Genomic DNA, 18,010 nt, shown 5'->3' on the forward strand with positions numbered 1-18,010 from the left:
ATGGAGCATCCTTGTGTGACGTTTTGATCATGAAATCGCGCTCTCAAAAAAACATGTTGCTATCATCATGAAAGTTAGTCTAGGCTAGTAACTAGCATCATGCAAGTGAGAATTTGCGTGGGATCTGATGAGAGGAATAGACATGACGAATGCAGCACCCCATGGCCTGATCAAGCGCACCGTGAGCGTCGTGGTTGCCACGCTGGCGACCCTGGGCCTTGCCGCGTGCGCGGTAGGCCCCGACTACCACGCGCCCGCAAGCGAAATGCCGACGGTGTACCCGCACGCGAAGGAACTGGCCCCACTCAACGACGCGCGCGAGCCGGTAGGGTTGGACGCGTGGTGGAACGGCTTCGATGACCCTGTCCTCACGAACATCGTTCAGCGGGCGCTGGATCAGAATCTCGACATGGCGGCGTCGATTGCGCGTGTGGAGCAGGCGCGTGCGGCTGCGAACTTCGCCGGGGCTGAACTGCTGCCGCAGGGCAGTGCATACGGCGACGTGAGCAAGCAGCGCCAGTCGCTGGAAAGTCCGTTAGGCAAGATCGGCAGCAACCTGCCTGGCTACAAGCGAGGCCAGACGCTCTATTCGGTGGGCGCGGCAGCAACGTGGGAAATCGATATCGCCGGGGGGCTGCGACGCGGTGCCGAGGCGGCCGATGCGGAGCTGCAAGCAGCCGAAGCCAATCACCTGGGCGTGCGGATCCTGGTGGCCGCGGAAGCTGCCGACGCCTACTTCCGCGTGCGCGGTGCCCAGGCCCGTATTGCCATCGCCCGGCAGCAGGTCCAGACCAACCAGCGCCTGCTGGATCTTGTACGGCTGCGCCTGGCCGATGGCATCGGTGCCCAGCGCGAGCAGGCACAGGCCGAAGCCCAGCTCGCCCAGACCCGTGTCACGATTCCCCCGTTGCAGATCGAGCTCGAAACGCAGCTCAATCGTCTCGATGTGCTGATGGGCGCGCAGCCGGGCACTTATGCCTCGGAACTGCACGATTCGACGAGCGAGCTGATCGTGCCGCAGGTTGCGCTGGCGCAGGGGCCCGCCGACCTGCTGCGGCGCCGTCCTGACGTGATCGCGGCGGAGCGCAAGTTGGCGGCATCGAACGCTCGTATTGGCGTGGCAACGGCGGAGTACTACCCCAAGCTATCGCTGTCCGCATTGCTGGGGTTCGAGAGCCTCTCGGCGGGCAAGCTGTTCACGGGGCAGGCCTTCCAGCCTGCCGCTACCGCAGGCCTGCGCTGGCGGCTGTTCGACTTTGGGCGCGTGGCGGCGGAGGTTGCCGGCGCCAAGGGTGCAAATGCAGAGGCCCTGGCCATGTATCGCAAGTCGATGTTGCAGGCAACGGCTGATGTCGAGGATGCGCTCGTGACGCTTGTACAACTGGAAGCCCAGAGCCACGACCTTGCCGACGAAATCCGCTCGCACGAACGCGCGCGCCAGGCAGCGGAGGATGCATACAAGGGTGGGGCGGTCAGCCTCTTTGAAGTGCTCGACGAGGACCGTCAGCTGTTGGCCGCTCGCGACCAGAACGCCAGGGTCCGCGCAGACAATGCACGCGCCGCGGTATCCGCGTTCCGGGCGCTGGGCGGAGGATGGTCCTGACGCGCCGCGCCGCTGCCCTGCCTGCAGGCGATTCAGCGAGGACTTTGCGGCACGGGCGTGCCGGTGTTGAAAGCTTCGCTGAACTCGTCGGAATAGATCTCGGCCAGCGCGATACGGAGGGCAGCGGCACGCTCGGAACCGTAGGCGGATTCGAAGCGCTCCTGGGCGCGGCGCCATAGGCGGTTCGATTCGGTCAACTTGGCGCGGCCTGCCTCCGTCAGCTCTACACGGCGGCTGCGGCCGTCTTCCTCGTCACGCGTCTGGAACAGATAGCCTTCGCGTTCCAGCGGTTGAATACTCCGCGCCAGCGCCGAGCGGTCCAACACCATGGCGTGGGCCAGTTCCGTCATGGTCGGGCGGTCACCCCTCGCAATATGCAAAAGGACTGAGCGCTGTGAAACGCTTAGTCCACAAGGCGCAAGGATGGAGTCGTAAAGCTGTGTAATGCGCCGCGTTGCCTTGCGCAGCGCCGCGCCATTGCAGACCAGGGGGTCCTGGGTTGGTGACGTCATTTCTGCCCTCCTTGCTTCCCATCGTTTCACCGCTCCGCATCGCGTCCATCAGGCGCCATGCGAGGCTTGCAGCACTGTCAGTGTAGTCGATCTTGACGAATGCGGGCATATGCAAGTAAATTGAGATGCGTGCATATGCAAATACTTCGACGAGGTGGATAGTGCCGGGCAAAGCAGGAAGTGACCATGATCTCAACTAACGCCGCGGCACCGCGCGTCGCCAATCCTCGTCTGCGATCCATGCTCGAGGCGCCCATCGTGCCCATGCTGGCTCGCATGAGCTGGTCAAACATGCTGATGATGCTGGCGCAGTCGTCCACCGGTCTGATCGAGACCTGGTTCCTCGCCAAGCTCGGCACAGACGTGCTGGCAGGCGTTGCGGTGGTGGTGCCAGTACTGATGCTGACGCAGAACATGTCGCAGGGCGCGATGGGTGGGGGCATCTCTTCCGCAGTGGCGCGCGCCCTTGGTTCCGGTAACACCGTTCTGGTTGAGCAGCTCGCGCGCCACGCGCTCGCGATCAATGTGCTGATCGGCACCATCTTCTCGCTACTTCTGTTGGTTGGCGCAAGACCGCTATTCTCTTTGCTCGGTGCGCATGGCGCAGCGCTGGAAGCCGCCTGCACATACGGCCGCGTGCTGTTTGCGGCGTTGCCATTGATGTGGGCAATGAACGCTCTCGCCAGCGTGATTCGTGGCACGGGAAACATGGCGATACCGGGCATGGTGATTTGTGTCGGCGCGCTGCTGATGATCCCGTTGTCGCCGTGCCTGATCTTTGGGCTCGGTCCGTTGCCCAAGCTTGGGGTGGCTGGCGGCGCGTGGGCGCTGGTGGCGTACTACGCCGCAGGGACCGTGGTGCTGGGCTGGTATTGCTTGTCGGGCCGCTGTGCCGCACGGCTGTCGGTCGGCACGCTGCAGTGGGCACCGATGCGCAGCATCCTCGTCGTCGGCGGGCTTGCCTGTCTGAACCCGGTCCTCACCAACGCACTGATCGCGATCACGACAGCGCAGGTCGGCCATCATGGCGGCACAGCCGCGCTGGCAGGTTATGCAACCGCCGCTCGTCTCGAGTATCTGCTGATTCCAATCGCCTTTGGTCTTGGCGCACCGATGGTCGCCCTGGTCGGCGCCAATATTGGCGCGGGGCAAGTCGAGCGTGCCCGCCGCATTGCGATAACCGGTGGTTGCATGGCCTTCGTGCTGGCAGAACTGGTAGGGTTGGCTGCGGCATTCTGGCCGGAGACCTGGCTGCGTCTTTTCGGCGCCGATGCACACCTCCTGGAAACCGGGGCGCTTTACCTGCAAATCGTTGGCCCGGTCTATGGCTTCTTCGCGCTGGGCTTTTCGCTTTACTTCGCCTCGCAAGGTGCGGGTCGCCTCAAGTGGCCGCTGCTCGCCGGTGCCTTGCGTCTCTCGCTATTCGCCGGCGTTGGGGGCGTGGCAATCAGTCTGGGTGCGTCGCTGCCGCAGTACTTCGCTCTGGGCGCCCTTGCCATGCTGCTATATGGGAGCTGCATCTTGTGGTCGATTGCCACCGGAGGCTGGGCAGGAATCCGTCAACGCCACACGTGAGCCGCGATGGCATCACATGCTCTGCATTGTCGATGCCCGCCCGCCCTCAACACTCCACGACGTCATACCGCCCATACCCCACTAAAGTCGGGTTAAGGATGTCGCCTGCACCGCCGTTCTGGAAGCGACAGCTGGCACCTTGCTCGTTAACTACAGGGCGGGACACACAATAATGATGGCGGACCTATTGCCCAACGGCTTAGGCTTAGTGGAGAAAGAATGGCGTTCATCGGCAGCATGAAAATCGGCAAGCGACTGGCTTTGGGCTTCGCCCTTATTCTCGCGTTCTCCATCGTGATCACCGCAATTGGCATCTGGCGGCTCGACAACGTTTCAACCGCGACGCGCGAGATGATGAAGGTGCCGTTGCTCAAGGAAAGGCTGATTGGCGACTGGTATGCCAACCTCGCCTCAGGCATCCGACGCACCAGCGCGATCGCGAAGAGTTCCGATCCTGCGCTCGGCCCCTATTTCGCGGAGGATGCAGCGGCTTCGTCCAAGAGCTCGAGCGAACTCCAGAAGAAGGTGGAGACCCTGCTGTCCAACGATGAAGAGAAGGCACTGTTCACCAAGATCGGTGAATTGCGCAAGGCCTACCTGAGCTCTCGCGACGAGATCAACAAGGCCAAGGCGGCGGGCAATGTCGACGATGCGACGCGACTCCTGGACAAGGTGTTCACGCCGGCTGCCAACGCGTATCAGGACACCATGCGTCAGTTGGTAGAAGTGCAGCGGCGGACGATTGACGATACCGCCAGGGAAATCGACGGCATTGCCGCCAAGAGCCGTACCCTGCTGCTCGTGCTCGAAGGCCTCATCCTGGTCCTGGGCATCATCTGTGCGTACTACCTGACGCTGAGCATTACCCGTCCGCTGAAGTTGGCCGTCACCATTTCGCGCCGCGTGGCCGATGGTGACTTGTCCAGCGAGATCGCGGTGACGTCCCGGGACGAGACCGGTGAGCTGTTGCAGGCGCTGAAGGACATGAATGACAAGCTCGGAGGTACGGTGGGGAATATTCGTACCGCCAGCGAGGCGGTCGCCAGCGCGGCAGGGCAAATCGCATCGGGAAATATGGATCTGTCCTCCCGTACCGAAGAGCAAGCCGCATCCATCGAGCAAACCGCTGCCAGCATGGCCGGACTGACGGAAACGGTGAGCCAGAACGCCGACAACGCGCGTCAGGCGACTTCCCTGGCCGGAAGTGCCAGGGAGATGACGGAGTCCGGGCGCGCCGATGTGGCGGCGATGGTTCAGACGGTGAATGAGGTTAACGCCGAGTCGAGGAAGATCGCGGAGATCACTGGAATGATTGAAGGCATCGCATTCCAGACCAACATCCTGGCGCTTAACGCCGCAGTCGAGGCCGCTCGCGCGGGCGAGCAAGGGCGGGGATTCGCGGTTGTTGCCGGCGAGGTGCGATCGCTGGCGCAAAGGGCATCTGGCGCAGCGAAGGAAATCAAGGAACTGATCGAGACTTCAACGGGCAAGGTTCAAGTCAGCGCGCAACAGGCCGAGGGTGTCAGTGCCGCGATGGAGCGGGTTAGCGTAGCGATCGAGCGCGTGTCGGACATCATCGGCGAGATTTCCGCTGCGTCTGACGAGCAGAGCAAGAATCTCGAGCAGGTGAGCCATGCCATCGCGCAGATCGACCAGGTGACGCAGCAGAATGCTTCGTTGGTCGAGGAGTCCGCCGCGGCAGCACAGGCGCTGCGAGAGCAGGCAGTCGGCATGAAAGACGACGTCATGTATTTCAAGATCGCGGGCCAACCTGTACCGGGGCGTTCGCTCATCGCCCTCAGGCCCGCCGCATAGAAAGGTAATCCTTCGACCTGGGCCAGCGCCAGATCCGTCGTATCTCTGGCGCGATCGGCTCGGCACCCCTCGTCCTTGTCTGGCAGAGCAGTTTGTGCCTATTCTTGAGCACGCTGCTCGCTGGCGGCTGGTTGGGGGGCTGGTGAAGCGACTGCCGCGCAACCCAGCAAGCCGCAAGCGGGCGAGCGCGACTCCATGCCATTCCGGGCGTGTCGACCGGGCTTGTGGCGATAGCCAGGCCAACGCCGGCCGCGCTGATCTGGCATGGTGAACTGACCCAGTCTCGCTGTTCGCCTCCGAGCATGCCGGCCGCTTCCGATCGCGATGGTTCCGAAGGCAACAACCGTACCCTGCTGTATTTTGGCTGGCTGACCTTGTTCGTCTATCTGGCGACACCGGCCGGCTACCTGGTTGATATACAGACGTCGTACCTGCTCAAGAATGAGCTGCATGCGACGGCCACGCAAATCTCGACGTTCCGGCTGGTCACGGGCATCCCGGTGTACATCGCGTTTGTCTTTGGCCTCGCGCGCGACCATTGGAATCCGCTGGGCCTGCGGGATCGCGGCTTCTTCCTGATTTTCGCTCCGGTCACCTCGGCGGCATTCATCTGGATGGCATTCTCGTCGACCTCATACACGGGACTGGTCGTCGGGATGCTGCTGGCAATGCTGTCATCCCGATTTATCGCCGCCGCCTATCAAGGGTTGATCGCGCTGGTGGGCCAGGAGAAGCTCATGTCCGGGCGGCTGAGCGCGCTGTGCAACACGGTCAGCTCCGTCCCGGTCGTCGCGGGAGCGTTCGCTTCCGGGTACTTCTCCGATCATCTAGCCGCGAAGGAGGCCCTCCTCCTGATGGCGATGGTCACGTTGTCGATCGCTGTGCTGGGGCTGTGGAAGCCCATTTCCGTCTTCGGCCATGCGTACGAGAAGCCGCAAGCGCGGGGCGCGGATTTCGTCGGGAATGTCAGGCGGCTCGTGAAGCACAAGGCCGTCTATCCGGCGCTTCTCATCTGTTTTCTCTGGAACTTCGCGCCAGGATCGGCCACCCCGTTGCAGTTCTATTTGACCAATGAACTGCATGCATCGGATTCCATTTACTCGTACTACAACGGGATTTTTGCTGCCGCGTTCATCCCCACGTTCTTGCTGTATGGCTTTCTGTGCAGGAAGGTGTCGCTGAACAAGCTGTTGTGGTGGGGGACGATCGTCGCAGTGCCGCAAATGATTCCGCTGGCATTCATTCAATCCCCCAATCTCGCGCTGGTATTGGCAGTACCGATTGGGCTGATGGGCGGCATCGCCACGGCAGCATACTTCGATCTCGCGATGCGGTCCTGTCCGCCGGGCCTGCAGGGAACCCTGATGATGCTGGTGGATGGTGTGCTCGCGCTCTCGGCGCGAGCCGGCGATCTGTTGGGCTCCTGGATCTATCACAGCGGCGCCGCCCTCGGGTTCACGTATTGTGTGATCGCCACGACGGTGGTGTACGCACTGATTCTGCCCTTGATCCCGTTGGCGCCGAAAGCGTTGATTGCCACCAGGGATGGCGAGTCGATTCCCGAGGTCAAGGCCGAGTTGTCGAACGACGTCCGGGAATCCGAGCCGGGATAGCCTCCCATTGGCCGGCCCTGCTTCGCTTCTATACTGGGATGACGACGTGCGAGACTCGCGCTCGACGGTGGTGCGCGCCAATAGCGGGAATCAAAACCTCGATCCTGGCAAATCCCACGTGAGCCAACCCGGCTCCACCCGCCCGGTGTGAATGTCCTCGCAGGTTCACATTTGCCTCGATTCGGGCAAGGAGGTTTCCCATGGCCAACGCTCAAGGACAGCTCGTCTTCACCCTGAACCACCTCATCGAAGTCGGCAAGGACGGCGAACTCAGCTGCCTGACCGGCGCCCGTGAGGTGCACAACGCCGAGATGCGCAACATCCTGGCAGGCACCGCTGAAACCTGCCGCAGCTCGGTGACCGAATTACAGACCCTTGTCAGCGCCCTGGGCGCCGTGCCGCGCGACCGTGGCACCATGACCGGCACGATGCATCGCGCCTGGATGGAAGTGATGCACATCATCGCTCCGCACAATGATGACGCGGTGCTGCAATTGTGCGAACGCGAGGAAGATGCGGCCAGGCGCGAGTACCGCGCGGCGCTGATGAAAGACATGCCGGCGGAAATCCGCTCGGTGGTCCTGCGCCAGTACGAGGGCATGCAGAAGCATCACGAACGCATCCACGCCCTGCGCGGCATGCAGATTCACTGAAGCGCCGAATCACGCCAGATTGACCTGATCTCACCTCACCATGCGGGCCGGAAGCCGACAAGCTGCCGGCCCGCTTTTTACTTCGACGCCGAGGCTTGCGCCGCCGTGAGTGACGCGCCTGGAAGGCGACACGGTGAACTCGGGCCTGCCCGTCTGCGACGACCGCCGTGACCCTGCGTCGACGTCAGGCGGACCGGCGAACCTCCGCCGCCGCCCCGGCCAGCATGAGGTCGAGGTTCTGCACTGCCGCCCCCGAAGCCCCCTTGCCGAGGTTGTCGAACACCGCTGCCAACAGCACCTGCCCGTGCTCGCGGTTGGCGAACACGCCCAGGCGCAGGTCGTTGGTGCCGTTCAGTGCCTGCGGGTCGAGGCGAGTGGAGGCGGCCGATTCGGCGAGCGGCATCACCTCGACATGGCGGGCGCCGGCGTAGTGGTCGAGCAGGCAGGCGTGCAGCCTGCCGACGTCTGTGCCGGATGCCAGGAGGTCCAGCTCCAGCGCCACCGTCAGTACGATACCTTGCCGGAAGGCGCCATAGGCCGGCACGAAGGCGGGGCGCCGTGCCAGGCCCGCGTGCTGCTGGATTTCAGGCGTGTGCTTGTGCGCCAGGCCCAGGCCATAGACCTGGAAGGGCAGGGCCCGTGCGGCCTCCGGTCCCTCGTAGGTATCGACGGCGGCGCGGCCGCCACCCGAATAGCCCGACACCGCGTGGATGGCGATGGGGTAGTCGTGCGGCAGCAGGCCGGCTTCCATCAGGGGGCGCAGCAGGCTGATCGCCCCGGTGGGATAGCAGCCCGGATTGCTGACGCGCGGCGCGCCCGCGATCCGCTGCGCCTGGCCGGCGGTCATCTCCGGAAAGCCATAGGTCCAGCCGGGCTGCGTGCGGTGTGCCGAACTGGCATCGATCACGCGCACCGCAGGGTTGACGATGGATGCCACCGCCTCGCGTGCGGCGGAGTCCGGCAGGCACAGGATGGCGATGTCGCAGCCGTTGATGGCGTCGGCGCGGGCGCGCGCATCCTTGCGCTGGCCGGCGGGCAGCGTCAGCAGGCGCAGATCGTCGCGCCCACGGAGGCGCTCGTGGATCTGCAGGCCGGTGGTGCCCTGGTCGCCGTCGATGAAAACAAGCGGATAGCGCATGGGATGGATCCTCCGAGGTGGCGTGAAAGTGGCAGCCCCGGCCGCTGCAGCATCAGCGCTGCGTGGGTGGGACTTCGGGTGTGGCGCGATAAGGGAAGCGCCATCTTGCGCCACCGGATAGAATCGAAAAAGTTGAATTTCATGATGATGAAATTCACGTTTCCTGAACGATATCCTCGTCAGCAGATCCGCCCCTAACCGGAGTGCCGCCCCATGCGCGAGATCAGCCTGGACCGCCTGCGTACCCTCGTCGCCATTGCCGATCTGGGTTCCTTCGCCGAAGCCGCGCGCGCGTTGCACCTGGCTCCGCCCACCGTCAGCCTGCACATTGCCGAACTGGAAGCCCGCATCGGTGCGCCACTGCTGACGCGCAAGCGCGGCGAGGTGCGTCCGTCGTCCATTGGCGAGACACTGGTCGATCGCGCCCGCCGCCTGCTGGCCGATGCCGACCTTGCGCTGGACGACGTGCAGCGTCAGGTGCAGGGGTTGACCGGCCGCGTGCGCCTCGGCGCCTCGACCGGGGCCATCGCCCACCTGCTGCCGCAGGCGCTGGCCGTGCTGGCGGAGCGGCATCCCGACATCGACGTGCAGGTGGCCGTGCTCACCTCGCAGGAGACGCTGGCGCGGCTGGCCGCCGGCACGCTGGAGGTCGGTCTGGTGGCACTGCCACAGGCGCGCGTGGCGGGGCTGACCATCCGCCCTTGGCGGCGCGATCCGGTACGGGCTTTCCTGCCGGCGAGCTGGCCCTGCCCGGCGCACATCACGCCGGCCTGGCTGGCATCGCGCCCGCTGATCCTGAATGACGGCACCACGCGCCTGTCGCGCCTGACCGCCGAGTGGTTCGCCAGCGGTGGCCACAGGCCTGCGCCGCGTATTCAGCTCAACTACAACGACGCCATCAAGAGTCTGGTGGCGGCCGGCTATGGCGCGGCCCTGCTGCCACACGAGGTCACCACGCCGGCGCCGGATGCGCGCGTGGTGATGCGGCCGTTGCGGCCCGCGCTGTGGCGGCGACTGGGGTTGGCGCACAGCGAGGAACGGGTGGAACGTGCCACGGAATACGTGCTGGAGGCCCTGTGGGCGCTGCGAGCGGGGTAGCGCCGTTGGCCAAACGTCGACTGGCGGCTGTGGGAGCCGCCCGGGCCGGACCTCTGGACCAACACCGTCATACCCGGTCATGACGATGCGCTATTCCGCCTCGCGACTTCGATTGCTGGCGAGGGAGCGGACGGCACGGGCCTCCGGTTGCCCTGCCAGACGCGCATGGCGATCGCAGGGCTGAGCAGCGACGACGGCGGCATCATCAGGTTGACAACCTTCAGGAACGCAGTGGCCAGCGTGCTGTCGTGTGCCGCGGCAAGGTGAAGCTTGCCGATGTACCAGTTGATGAAACGCCGCATCGGCGGGCGGGCGCCCTTGACCTCTGGATGGCGGAGGTCGTTGCCGACCGCGATGTCCCACGGAATATCGACGATATGCGCGGCCGCCCGGAAGAATCGACGCGCAAGATCGTTCGGGCCCGCGCGCAGGCACTGCTGCAGCGCCAGCGCTTCCTCTGCCGCGACCGTCATGCCTTGCCCGTAAACAGGGTTGAAGCTGCAGATGGCGTCGCCGAAAACCAGGTAGTTCTCGGGGAAGCGTGCGAGTCTCTCGTACCGCCGGCGCAGGCTGGAGACGTAGCGGAAGCGCCTGAAATCGGTTAGCGGCTCCGCTCTTGCGACAACGTCGTGAATCTCCATGGTCGGCAGCGTCGCCAGATACGCGAGAAAGCCCTGGTCGTTGTCGGGTGCGTCGTCGCCAAGAAAACCGCCGGTACTGACGATCCAGCTGTCACGTTCCTGCGCGAGCATGACGCCGTTGCGCCAGTTCGGCGCACTACCGGCGACGACAATGCCGTGCTTGCCGCCAAGATCCGTCGGTCGGCGCCGATAGGTACGGGTCGTGTAGCAGATGCCGATCTCTACCTTTTCGTCGGCGGGAGGTTGGTAGCCGAGCGCTTCAAGCCAAGCCGCACTGGATGAGCCACGGCCGGTGGCATCAACGACAAGGTCCGCGTGGATGGTCTCTTCCGGCTTGCCCTCGACACATGCGCGCACACCGGTCACGCTCTTGCGACCGGGGTCGGTGGCAAGACCCCGCACAGCGCAATTTTCCATGGCGCGCACGTTGCGCAACTCCAGGACCCGTCGGCGTAGATGGCCTTCGAGCACGGGACGGCTCGCAAGCAGACCGATCAAATCGCTCGCGCCGTTGGCAAGCCTGACGTTGTGACCGATCCAGATCACATCGTTGGCGACATCACCGAGCACGCCGCCGCTTTGCGCGACGACCTCGGTGTTATATCCCGGAAAGAATGCCTCGAGTACCGCGCTGCCGCGCGCAAGGAGCCCATGGGTATGGCGACCCTGCGGCACGCCCTTGCGCGGCGCGTCTGCTGCCGGAAACGCATCGCGTTCGAGCACGGTGACGTTGGTATAGAAATCCGACAGTACGCGGGCGGCCAGGAGCCCGCCCATGCTGGCGCCGATCACGATCGCATGCTTGCCCAGGTTCTTCATGACAATCCTCCGTTCAATCCGTCGCAATGAGTCCAGCACCCATCGTCTGCAGGGGATGGTAGGATTGCCGCGTCCCCTGAGCGTCCCCCGGACGCCGTCATTGAGGGTCGCCTCGCCATGACTCAGTTCAGCGTGCGGACGCTAGGATTTCCGGAGATTCGTCGAAACGACCGACTGTGCCAGCTGCGCTTGCGCAAGGGCCTGGCCCTGCTGGTCTACCTGGCCGAAGCGAAGGGCTCGGTCGGGCGCGATGTCCTCGCCACGATGTTGTGGCCGGAAGAGGGCGAAGAGGTTGTACGGGCGCGGCTGCGGCGCCTGTTGCATCGCCTCCAGCTCACGCTCGGCGACGACGCTCTCACCACTGACCGGTCAACGGTTCGATGGTCGGCAGCGATCGACTTGCAGGTGGATTCCCAGCTGTTCGAGCAAGCCTGCGACCGCGGCGAGTTCGAGCAGGCGTGCCGCCACTATCCCGGTGACTTTCTCTCGGGCTTTTCGCCTGGCGACTGCCCGCAGTTCGACGAGTGGGCTTTCTTTCGCCGGGAGGCCTTGCGGGGCCGGGCGATCCAGGCGCTCGAACGAGTGGTGCACGACAGGAATGCGGCCGGCGACTACGCGGCCGCGGCCGCGCACGCGGGCCGTCTGGTTGAGTTCGATCCGCTCAGCGAAGTGTACGGCCGGCACCTCATCCGCAACCTTCTGCTCGCCGGAGACCCGGCCACGGCCCAGCGGCACCTCGAGGCCCTGACGCATCGCCTTCGCGACGAGCTCGATGTGGCACCCGAACCCGAGACCCGCGCGCTGCTGAATGCCGACGCAACGTTGCCCATCGAGGACCCGCCGTCGACGCGCTACGTCAGCGGTGGCGGCATCCATCTCGCATTCCAGACCTACGGCGCCGGCCCCATCGATGTTCTGGTGCTGCCCGGCTTCGTGTCTCACGTCGAACGGGTGTGGGAGGAGCCCCGCTGCCGGGCGTTCCTGTCCTCTCTCGCCGGGATGGGCCGTCTCATCCTGCTCGATCGTCGCGGCGTCGGGCTTTCCGACCGGGTCGGGTTCAATCCCGGCGTCGACGCGACCGCGCAGGACATCGGCACCGTGCTGGACGCCGCCGGCAGCCGCAGGGTCGTGCTGTTCGGCGCGTCAGAGGGCGGGCCAGCATGCATCAAGTTTTCCGTTGATCACCCCGATCGTGTCGCCGGCCTCATTCTGTTCGCCTCTCTGGCGAAGGGAACCGCAACGCACGACTATCCCCACGCCCTTCAGGCGAGTCAGTACGATATCTGGCTGCAGCAGCTCGTCTCACTCTGGGGCGGGCCGGCGGGCATCGAGACATTCGCGCCGAGCCTGTCTGGCGATCCTCAGGCGAGAGCCTGGTGGGCCGGCTTGCTTCGCGCTGCGTCGAGCCCGGGAGCCATCAAGGGCGTGCTCGAAGCGTTGCGCGATATGGATGTGCGGCATCTCCTGGGCCGAATTTCCATGCCCACTCTGGTGCTGCACCGTCACGACGACCGCGCGGTTCGCGTCGCCGCCGGCCGGCATCTCGCCAGCCACATCGCGCAGGCGCGATTCGTCGAGCTCGACGGCGCCGATCACTGGGCCTTCGCGGGCGATCAGCAACCCGTCCTGGACAGCATCAGGCGGTTTGTCGGCAGTCTCGCCGGGTAACTGCGAACCGCGGCCAGCACGCCCGGGTGAGCCAACTGGGATGAAGCGACTCCTCCGGGGGTCGTTTTTTTTTTCAGCTTCACGCGGTGGTCGATGCTTGTGCATTGCAGCATCCGCTTCCCGAAGGAGTTACGTCGGCGAGCTTGCGTCCCAAATTCATATATATGAGCTAGTTGACATGGATGAATTTGCCGCCTAGGATGATTCCACGCTGACCCACACGAAGGAGATAAAGATGATTCACGTGGTACTGCATGACGCCAGGGACACCGTCGCGGTGGCGGTGGTCGAGGGGATCGAGGCGGGCACCAAGCTGAATGCCTGGATCATGGACGAGGACAAGGTGGTGACCGTCACCGCGCTGCAACCGATTCCCATCGGGCACAAGGTCGCGCTGTGTGACATGGAAGTGAACGAGACGGTCTACAAGTACGGCATCGACATCGGCAAGGTTGTGGCGCCCATCAAGGCGGGGCAGCACGCCCACGTACACAACATCAAGACCAAGCGCTGGTAACGCGCGACGTCTGACGCATTTACCGCAAGCCACTTCCCATCCAACGCACCTGAGGACCTTGTCATGTCCGTAATCGATCAAAACACCACCTTCTGGGGATATCGCCGCGACAACGGTCGCGTGGGCGTCCGCAACCACGTCATCATCCTGCCGCTGGACGACCTGTCCAATTCCGCCGCGGAAGCTGTTTCCGCCGCGATCAAGGGCACCATGGCAATTCCTCATCCCTATGGCCGGCTGCAGTTCGGTCCGGATCTGGACCTGCATTTCCGCACGCTGATCGGCGCAGGGAGCAACCCCAACGTCGCCGCGGTGGTGGTGATCGGCATTGAAGACGGCTGGACCAAGAAGGTGGTCGACGGCATCGCCAGGACAGGCAAGCCGGTAGTGGGCTTCGGCATTGAAGGCCACGGCGACCATGAAACCATCATGCGCGCCTCGAAGGCCGCGAAGGAGTTCGTGCAGTACGCCACGGCACTGCATCGCGTCGAGTGCCCGATCAACGAGTTGTGGATCTCGACCAAGTGCGGCGAGTCGGATACCACGTCGGGCTGCGGGGCCAATCCCACAGTCGGCAATGCCTTCGACAAGCTTCATCCGCTTGGCACTACCCTGGTGTTTGGGGAAACCTCCGAGCTGACCGGCGGTGAGCACATCGTCGCGGCGCGCTGCGCGAACGACGAAGTGCGCCACAAGTTCATGGCGATGTTCGAACGCTATCAAGGCATGATCGATCGCTGGAAGACCTCGGACCTTTCGGAATCGCAGCCAACCAAGGGCAACATCGCCGGCGGTCTCACGACCATCGAAGAGAAGGCGCTGGGCAATATCCAGAAGATCGGCAAGAAGTGCACCGTGGATGGCGTTCTCGACAAGGCGGAAGAGCCGACGCACCCGGGCCTCTGGTTCATGGATTCGTCGTCCGCCGCTGCCGAGATGGTGACGCTTTGCGCTGCGGCGGGCTACGTCGTGCATTTCTTCCCGACCGGGCAGGGCAACGTGATTGGCAATCCGATCGTCCCCGTCATCAAGCTGTGTGCCAATCCGCGCACGGTGCGCCTGATGAGCGAGCATATGGACGTCGATTGCTCGGGCCTGCTGCAACGCGAGCAGACCCTCGATCAAACGGGCGACAAGCTGCTCGAATGCATGCTGGCCACCATCAACGGTCGCTGGACCGCTGCCGAAGCACTGGGTCACCGCGAGTTCGTGCTCACCCGCATCCACGAGTCCGCCTGATGAAAACCATCTGCATCAGCGAATTCATGGACCCGGTCGCGGTGCAGGCCCTCACCCCCGGTTTCGACGTGCAATACGAGCCGGGGTGGGTCGACAGGCGCGCCGACCTGATGGAGGTCCTCGACGGTGCCCACGGGCTGATCGTGCGCAATCGCACGCAGGTCGACGCGGCACTGCTGGCTGCGGCAACCCGCCTCAAGGTGATCGGCCGGCTCGGCGTGGGGCTCGACAACATCGATGTCGAGACCTGTCGTCAGCGTGGTATCCGCGTGATCCCCGCACTCGGCGCGAACGCGCGGTCCGTCGCCGAGTATGTGGTGACGACGGCCGCCGTGTTGCTGCGCGGGGCCTATCTGTCCACCACGGAGGTGGCGGCGGGCAAATGGCCGCGCGCGAGGCTGTCCGATGGCAGGGAGGCGCTGGGCAAGACGCTCGGCCTGGTGGGATTCGGCGACATTGGCAGACGCACCGCGTCGTTGGCGAAAGCGTTTGGCATGGAGGTGATCGCGCATGATCCGATGCTCGCGGCCGACGATCCGGTTTGGGCGGCCAGCGGTGTGCGGCGTGTGTCGTTCGACGAGCTGCTCTCGCAGGCCGATGCGGTCAGTCTGCACGTGCCGCTGGTGGCCGCCACGCGGAATCTCATCGATGTGGGCCGGCTCGCGGCAATGAAGTCAGGCGCTGTCCTGATCAATACCGCGCGCGGGGGTGTGGTGGATGAGAGCGCATTGGCCGATGCCTTGCGCGCGGGGCATGTCGGTGGCGCGGCGCTGGATGTATTCACCGATGAGCCGTTGCCGTCCGGAAGCCCGCTCGCGAACGCTCCCAATCTGATTCTGACGCCGCATATCGGCGGCGTCACGCACGAGGCAAACGCGCGCGTGTCGATGATGATCGCCAGAGAAGTGCGGGAAACCCTGGAGGCAAGCACATGACACGTGTTCCCCTTGTTGAACTGGAGCGCATGGCCGCATCGGCATTGCGCCGTGCGGGCGCCAGCACGAGGCAAGCGTCGGCGACCGCAGCCGCGCTGGTACGTGCCGATGCGGTGGGGCTGCCATCGCATGGCGTCTCCCGTGTGCCCATGTATGTGGCTCACCTTCGCCATGACCGTGTCGATGGCAATGCCGAGCCCGTCGCACGTGGAACGCGGGCCAGCGCGGTATTGGTCGACGCGGGCTGCGGCTTCGCGTTTGCAGCGTGCGACGTGGCCATTGCCGAGGCGATTCGACTTGCCCGAACGACAGGTGTCGGCGTTGCCGCCGTGACCAACAGTCACCACTTTGGCGCCGCGGCGCTGCCATTGGAGGCGGTGGCCAGCGCGGGCATGATCGGCATTGCGATGGGCAACTCGCCGGCAGCCATGCCGGCCTGGGGTGGCAAGCGCCCGCTCTTCGGCACCAATCCCATCGCGGCAGTCTTTCCGCGACGCGGCGCGGCACCGGTGGTGATCGACCTGTCTCTGTCGGAGGTGGCGCGCGGCAAGATCATGGTCGCCGCGAAGCAGGGCAAGGAGATCCCTTTGGGCTGGGCGCTCGATGAGGCAGGTCAGCCGACTACGGATGCCAGGGCGGCCCTGCGCGGCTCGATGCTGCCGGCAGGCGGTGTCAAGGGCGCGATGCTCGCGCTCATGGTCGAACTGCTGGTGACGTCGTTGGCCGGCGCGCAGTTCGGTGCGGAGGCCGATTCGTTCTTCGATGACGCCGGAAACCGTCCGCGTATTGGCCAATTGTTCCTTGTCCTCGATCCCGGCGCGTTTGCGGGTAGCGACACCTACGCTGAACGCGTTGAAGCGCTGGTCCGCGCCATGCTGGACGACGAAGGCGCGCGGCTGCCTGGCGCGCGGCGGCATCGCGCGCAAACGGAGGCTGGCGAACACGGCGTGGAGATTCCGGAAACCTTGTGGAGCGACCTGAAGGCCTTGGCGGGGGAGTCGATCGAAGCCTAGCGTACGCCCCCATCCGTGCATCGGCTGGCCTGCGTCAGACAGGCCGACGACAACAAAGGAGACAAACCATGCATCGACGCTTGAATTTTGGCGCGCGCAGAAGCTTCTGCTTTGCGTTCGCTACGTTGGCAGTGGTAACGGCCCTGGCCGGGCCAAAACCTGCGACTGCGGCAACACCGCAGGATGGCGTGGCGAATTATCCCGACAAGCCGATCCGGTATGTCGTTCCCTTTGCTGCCGGCGGACTCACGGATCTCATGGCGCGTACGGTCGCCCAGCAACTGTCGGAAGAATGGAAGAAGCCGATCGTCGTGGACAACAAGCCCGGCGGCAATGCAAACATTGGGGCCGATCAGGTTGCGAAAGCGCCTGCCGACGGCTACACATGGCTCGCCGTTACGCTGACCCACGCGTCGAATGTGACGCTGTTTCCCGCGTTGCCGTTCAACATGCAGAAGGATCTGCTGCCTGTGGTGCGTATCGCATCGTCGCCGATGGTGGTGGTCGTCCCGGCAAACTCGCCGATCAAATCGCTGAAGGATCTGGCGGCGGCCGCGCAGAAGTCGACATTGAATGCAGGCTCCAGTGGCAATGGCACGCCCCCTCATCTGACGCTCGCACTCTTCGAAAGCCAGAGCAAGGCCAACCTGACTCATGTGCCCTACAAGGGTGGGGCGCCTTCGATGACCGATCTCATCGGCGGGCAGATCGACGTGGTCTTCTCCAATTTCCCGGAATCGCTGGCCTATGTGAAGGCCGGAAAACTCCGGGCCCTCGCGGTCACCACGCGGGAGCGGCATCCGTTGCTGCCCGATGTCCCTACAGTGGCGGAGGCAGGATATCCGGACCTGATCGTTGAGAACTGGACGGGTTTGATGGTGCCTGCTGGCACACCGCGTCCCATTGTCGACAAAGTTTCGGCTTCGGTGGCACGCATGCTGGCGTCCGAGGCCATCCGCAGCCGCATCGCGGCGGCCGGCTTTACACCGGCGCCACAGGGCGGCCCGCCGTTTTCGGAGTACTTCGGCACCGAGGTCACGCGATGGGCCAGGGTGATCGAGGAGAAGCATATCCGGGCCGAGTGATACCGGGGCTTTCGGCATGGCGGCACCTGGCAGTGGCGACAACGCGCCGCTACTTTGGTCCTCGATTCAACTTCAGTATGATGTGG

15 protein-coding genes are annotated in these 18,010 nt (G+C 64.4%); 12 read left to right on the forward strand and 3 right to left on the reverse strand.

Features of this window, described 5'->3' with window-relative positions; translation table 11 throughout:
• The first annotated feature begins 142 nt into the window (after positions 1 to 142).
• Positions 143 to 1,603, forward strand: coding sequence for an efflux transporter outer membrane subunit (locus tag BLR29_RS13050; protein ID WP_176860943.1), 1,461 nt, complete (start codon positions 143 to 145; stop codon positions 1,601 to 1,603).
• Between the two features lie 32 nt (positions 1,604 to 1,635).
• On the opposite strand, the gene BLR29_RS13055 is transcribed toward BLR29_RS13050, so the two are convergent.
• Positions 1,636 to 2,115, reverse strand: a complete 480-nt coding sequence (locus BLR29_RS13055; RefSeq protein ID WP_092137412.1) for a MarR family winged helix-turn-helix transcriptional regulator — start codon at positions 2,113 to 2,115, stop codon at positions 1,636 to 1,638.
• Between the two features lie 186 nt (positions 2,116 to 2,301).
• Between BLR29_RS13055 and BLR29_RS13060 the strand changes: the two genes are divergently transcribed.
• The 4 genes from BLR29_RS13060 (at position 2,302) to BLR29_RS13075 (ending at position 7,771) form a co-directional block, all read left to right on the forward strand.
• Positions 2,302 to 3,690: an MATE family efflux transporter gene (locus tag BLR29_RS13060; protein WP_255371223.1), complete on the forward strand. Its 1,389-nt coding sequence runs from the start codon at positions 2,302 to 2,304 to the stop codon at positions 3,688 to 3,690.
• 219 nt (positions 3,691 to 3,909) lie between these two features.
• Positions 3,910 to 5,505 (forward strand): methyl-accepting chemotaxis protein, encoded by a 1,596-nt coding sequence (locus tag BLR29_RS13065; RefSeq protein WP_092137414.1) that lies wholly within the window; start codon positions 3,910 to 3,912, stop codon positions 5,503 to 5,505.
• Positions 5,506 to 5,807: 302 nt separating this feature from the next.
• Positions 5,808 to 7,118: an MFS transporter gene (locus tag BLR29_RS13070; RefSeq protein ID WP_092137415.1), complete on the forward strand. Its 1,311-nt coding sequence runs from the start codon at positions 5,808 to 5,810 to the stop codon at positions 7,116 to 7,118.
• A 200-nt stretch (positions 7,119 to 7,318) separates the two neighbouring features.
• Positions 7,319 to 7,771, forward strand: a complete 453-nt coding sequence (locus tag BLR29_RS13075) for a PA2169 family four-helix-bundle protein (protein WP_092137416.1) — start codon at positions 7,319 to 7,321, stop codon at positions 7,769 to 7,771.
• A gap of 184 nt (positions 7,772 to 7,955) precedes the next feature.
• On the opposite strand, the gene argC is transcribed toward BLR29_RS13075, so the two are convergent.
• On the reverse strand, positions 7,956 to 8,909 hold the full coding sequence (gene argC / locus BLR29_RS13080) for an N-acetyl-gamma-glutamyl-phosphate reductase (protein WP_092137417.1): 954 nt from the start codon (positions 8,907 to 8,909) through the stop codon (positions 7,956 to 7,958).
• 213 nt (positions 8,910 to 9,122) lie between these two features.
• Here argC and BLR29_RS13085 point away from each other — a divergent pair, with 213 nt between their 5' ends.
• Entirely contained in the window at positions 9,123 to 10,007 is an 885-nt protein-coding gene (locus BLR29_RS13085; RefSeq protein ID WP_092137418.1) for a LysR family transcriptional regulator, read from the forward strand.
• Between the two features lie 77 nt (positions 10,008 to 10,084).
• On the opposite strand, the gene BLR29_RS13090 is transcribed toward BLR29_RS13085, so the two are convergent.
• Positions 10,085 to 11,467, reverse strand: coding sequence for an NAD(P)/FAD-dependent oxidoreductase (locus tag BLR29_RS13090; RefSeq protein WP_092137419.1), 1,383 nt, complete (start codon positions 11,465 to 11,467; stop codon positions 10,085 to 10,087).
• 117 nt (positions 11,468 to 11,584) lie between these two features.
• On the opposite strand from BLR29_RS13090, the gene BLR29_RS13095 reads away from it, so the two are divergent.
• From BLR29_RS13095 to BLR29_RS13120, 6 genes are all read left to right on the forward strand, one after another.
• Complete coding sequence (locus BLR29_RS13095) at positions 11,585 to 13,135, forward strand: bifunctional AfsR/SARP family transcriptional regulator/alpha/beta hydrolase (protein WP_092137420.1); 1,551 nt, start codon at positions 11,585 to 11,587, stop codon at positions 13,133 to 13,135.
• 235 nt (positions 13,136 to 13,370) lie between these two features.
• On the forward strand, positions 13,371 to 13,652 hold the full coding sequence (locus tag BLR29_RS13100; protein WP_092137421.1) for a UxaA family hydrolase: 282 nt from the start codon (positions 13,371 to 13,373) through the stop codon (positions 13,650 to 13,652).
• 63 nt (positions 13,653 to 13,715) lie between these two features.
• On the forward strand, positions 13,716 to 14,891 hold the full coding sequence (locus BLR29_RS13105) for a UxaA family hydrolase (protein ID WP_092137422.1): 1,176 nt from the start codon (positions 13,716 to 13,718) through the stop codon (positions 14,889 to 14,891).
• Positions 14,891 to 15,826 (forward strand): hydroxyacid dehydrogenase, encoded by a 936-nt coding sequence (locus BLR29_RS13110; protein WP_092137423.1) that lies wholly within the window; start codon positions 14,891 to 14,893, stop codon positions 15,824 to 15,826. Before BLR29_RS13105 ends, BLR29_RS13110 begins: the two co-directional genes overlap by 1 nt.
• Entirely contained in the window at positions 15,823 to 16,839 is a 1,017-nt protein-coding gene (locus BLR29_RS13115; RefSeq protein ID WP_092137424.1) for an Ldh family oxidoreductase, read from the forward strand. The genes BLR29_RS13110 and BLR29_RS13115 overlap by 4 nt, the downstream gene beginning before the upstream one ends.
• A 68-nt stretch (positions 16,840 to 16,907) precedes the next feature.
• Complete coding sequence (locus BLR29_RS13120) at positions 16,908 to 17,924, forward strand: Bug family tripartite tricarboxylate transporter substrate binding protein (RefSeq protein ID WP_092137425.1); 1,017 nt, start codon at positions 16,908 to 16,910, stop codon at positions 17,922 to 17,924.
• Positions 17,925 to 18,010 lie beyond the last annotated feature (86 nt).

Source organism: Cupriavidus sp. YR651 (genome assembly GCF_900101625.1).
Lineage (GTDB): Bacteria > Pseudomonadota > Gammaproteobacteria > Burkholderiales > Burkholderiaceae > Cupriavidus.

Bases quoted from the DNA above. Each gene is read 5' to 3' on its own strand.
- BLR29_RS13120 (WP_092137425.1), top strand. From the start codon at position 16,908: ATGCATCGACGCTTGAATTTTGGCGCGCGCAGAAGCTTCTGCTTTGCG.
- BLR29_RS13090 (WP_092137419.1), bottom strand. From the start codon at position 11,467: ATGAAGAACCTGGGCAAGCATGCGATCGTGATCGGCGCCAGCATGGGC.
- BLR29_RS13105 (WP_092137422.1), top strand. From the start codon at position 13,716: ATGTCCGTAATCGATCAAAACACCACCTTCTGGGGATATCGCCGCGAC.
- BLR29_RS13085 (WP_092137418.1), top strand. From the start codon at position 9,123: ATGCGCGAGATCAGCCTGGACCGCCTGCGTACCCTCGTCGCCATTGCC.
- BLR29_RS13095 (WP_092137420.1), top strand. From the start codon at position 11,585: ATGACTCAGTTCAGCGTGCGGACGCTAGGATTTCCGGAGATTCGTCGA.
- BLR29_RS13060 (WP_255371223.1), top strand. From the start codon at position 2,302: ATGATCTCAACTAACGCCGCGGCACCGCGCGTCGCCAATCCTCGTCTG.
- BLR29_RS13050 (WP_176860943.1), top strand. From the start codon at position 143: ATGACGAATGCAGCACCCCATGGCCTGATCAAGCGCACCGTGAGCGTC.
- BLR29_RS13070 (WP_092137415.1), top strand. From the start codon at position 5,808: ATGCCGGCCGCTTCCGATCGCGATGGTTCCGAAGGCAACAACCGTACC.
- BLR29_RS13065 (WP_092137414.1), top strand. From the start codon at position 3,910: ATGGCGTTCATCGGCAGCATGAAAATCGGCAAGCGACTGGCTTTGGGC.
- BLR29_RS13055 (WP_092137412.1), bottom strand. From the start codon at position 2,115: ATGACGTCACCAACCCAGGACCCCCTGGTCTGCAATGGCGCGGCGCTG.
- argC (WP_092137417.1), bottom strand. From the start codon at position 8,909: ATGCGCTATCCGCTTGTTTTCATCGACGGCGACCAGGGCACCACCGGC.
- BLR29_RS13115 (WP_092137424.1), top strand. From the start codon at position 15,823: ATGACACGTGTTCCCCTTGTTGAACTGGAGCGCATGGCCGCATCGGCA.
- BLR29_RS13075 (WP_092137416.1), top strand. From the start codon at position 7,319: ATGGCCAACGCTCAAGGACAGCTCGTCTTCACCCTGAACCACCTCATC.
- BLR29_RS13110 (WP_092137423.1), top strand. From the start codon at position 14,891: ATGAAAACCATCTGCATCAGCGAATTCATGGACCCGGTCGCGGTGCAG.
- BLR29_RS13100 (WP_092137421.1), top strand. From the start codon at position 13,371: ATGATTCACGTGGTACTGCATGACGCCAGGGACACCGTCGCGGTGGCG.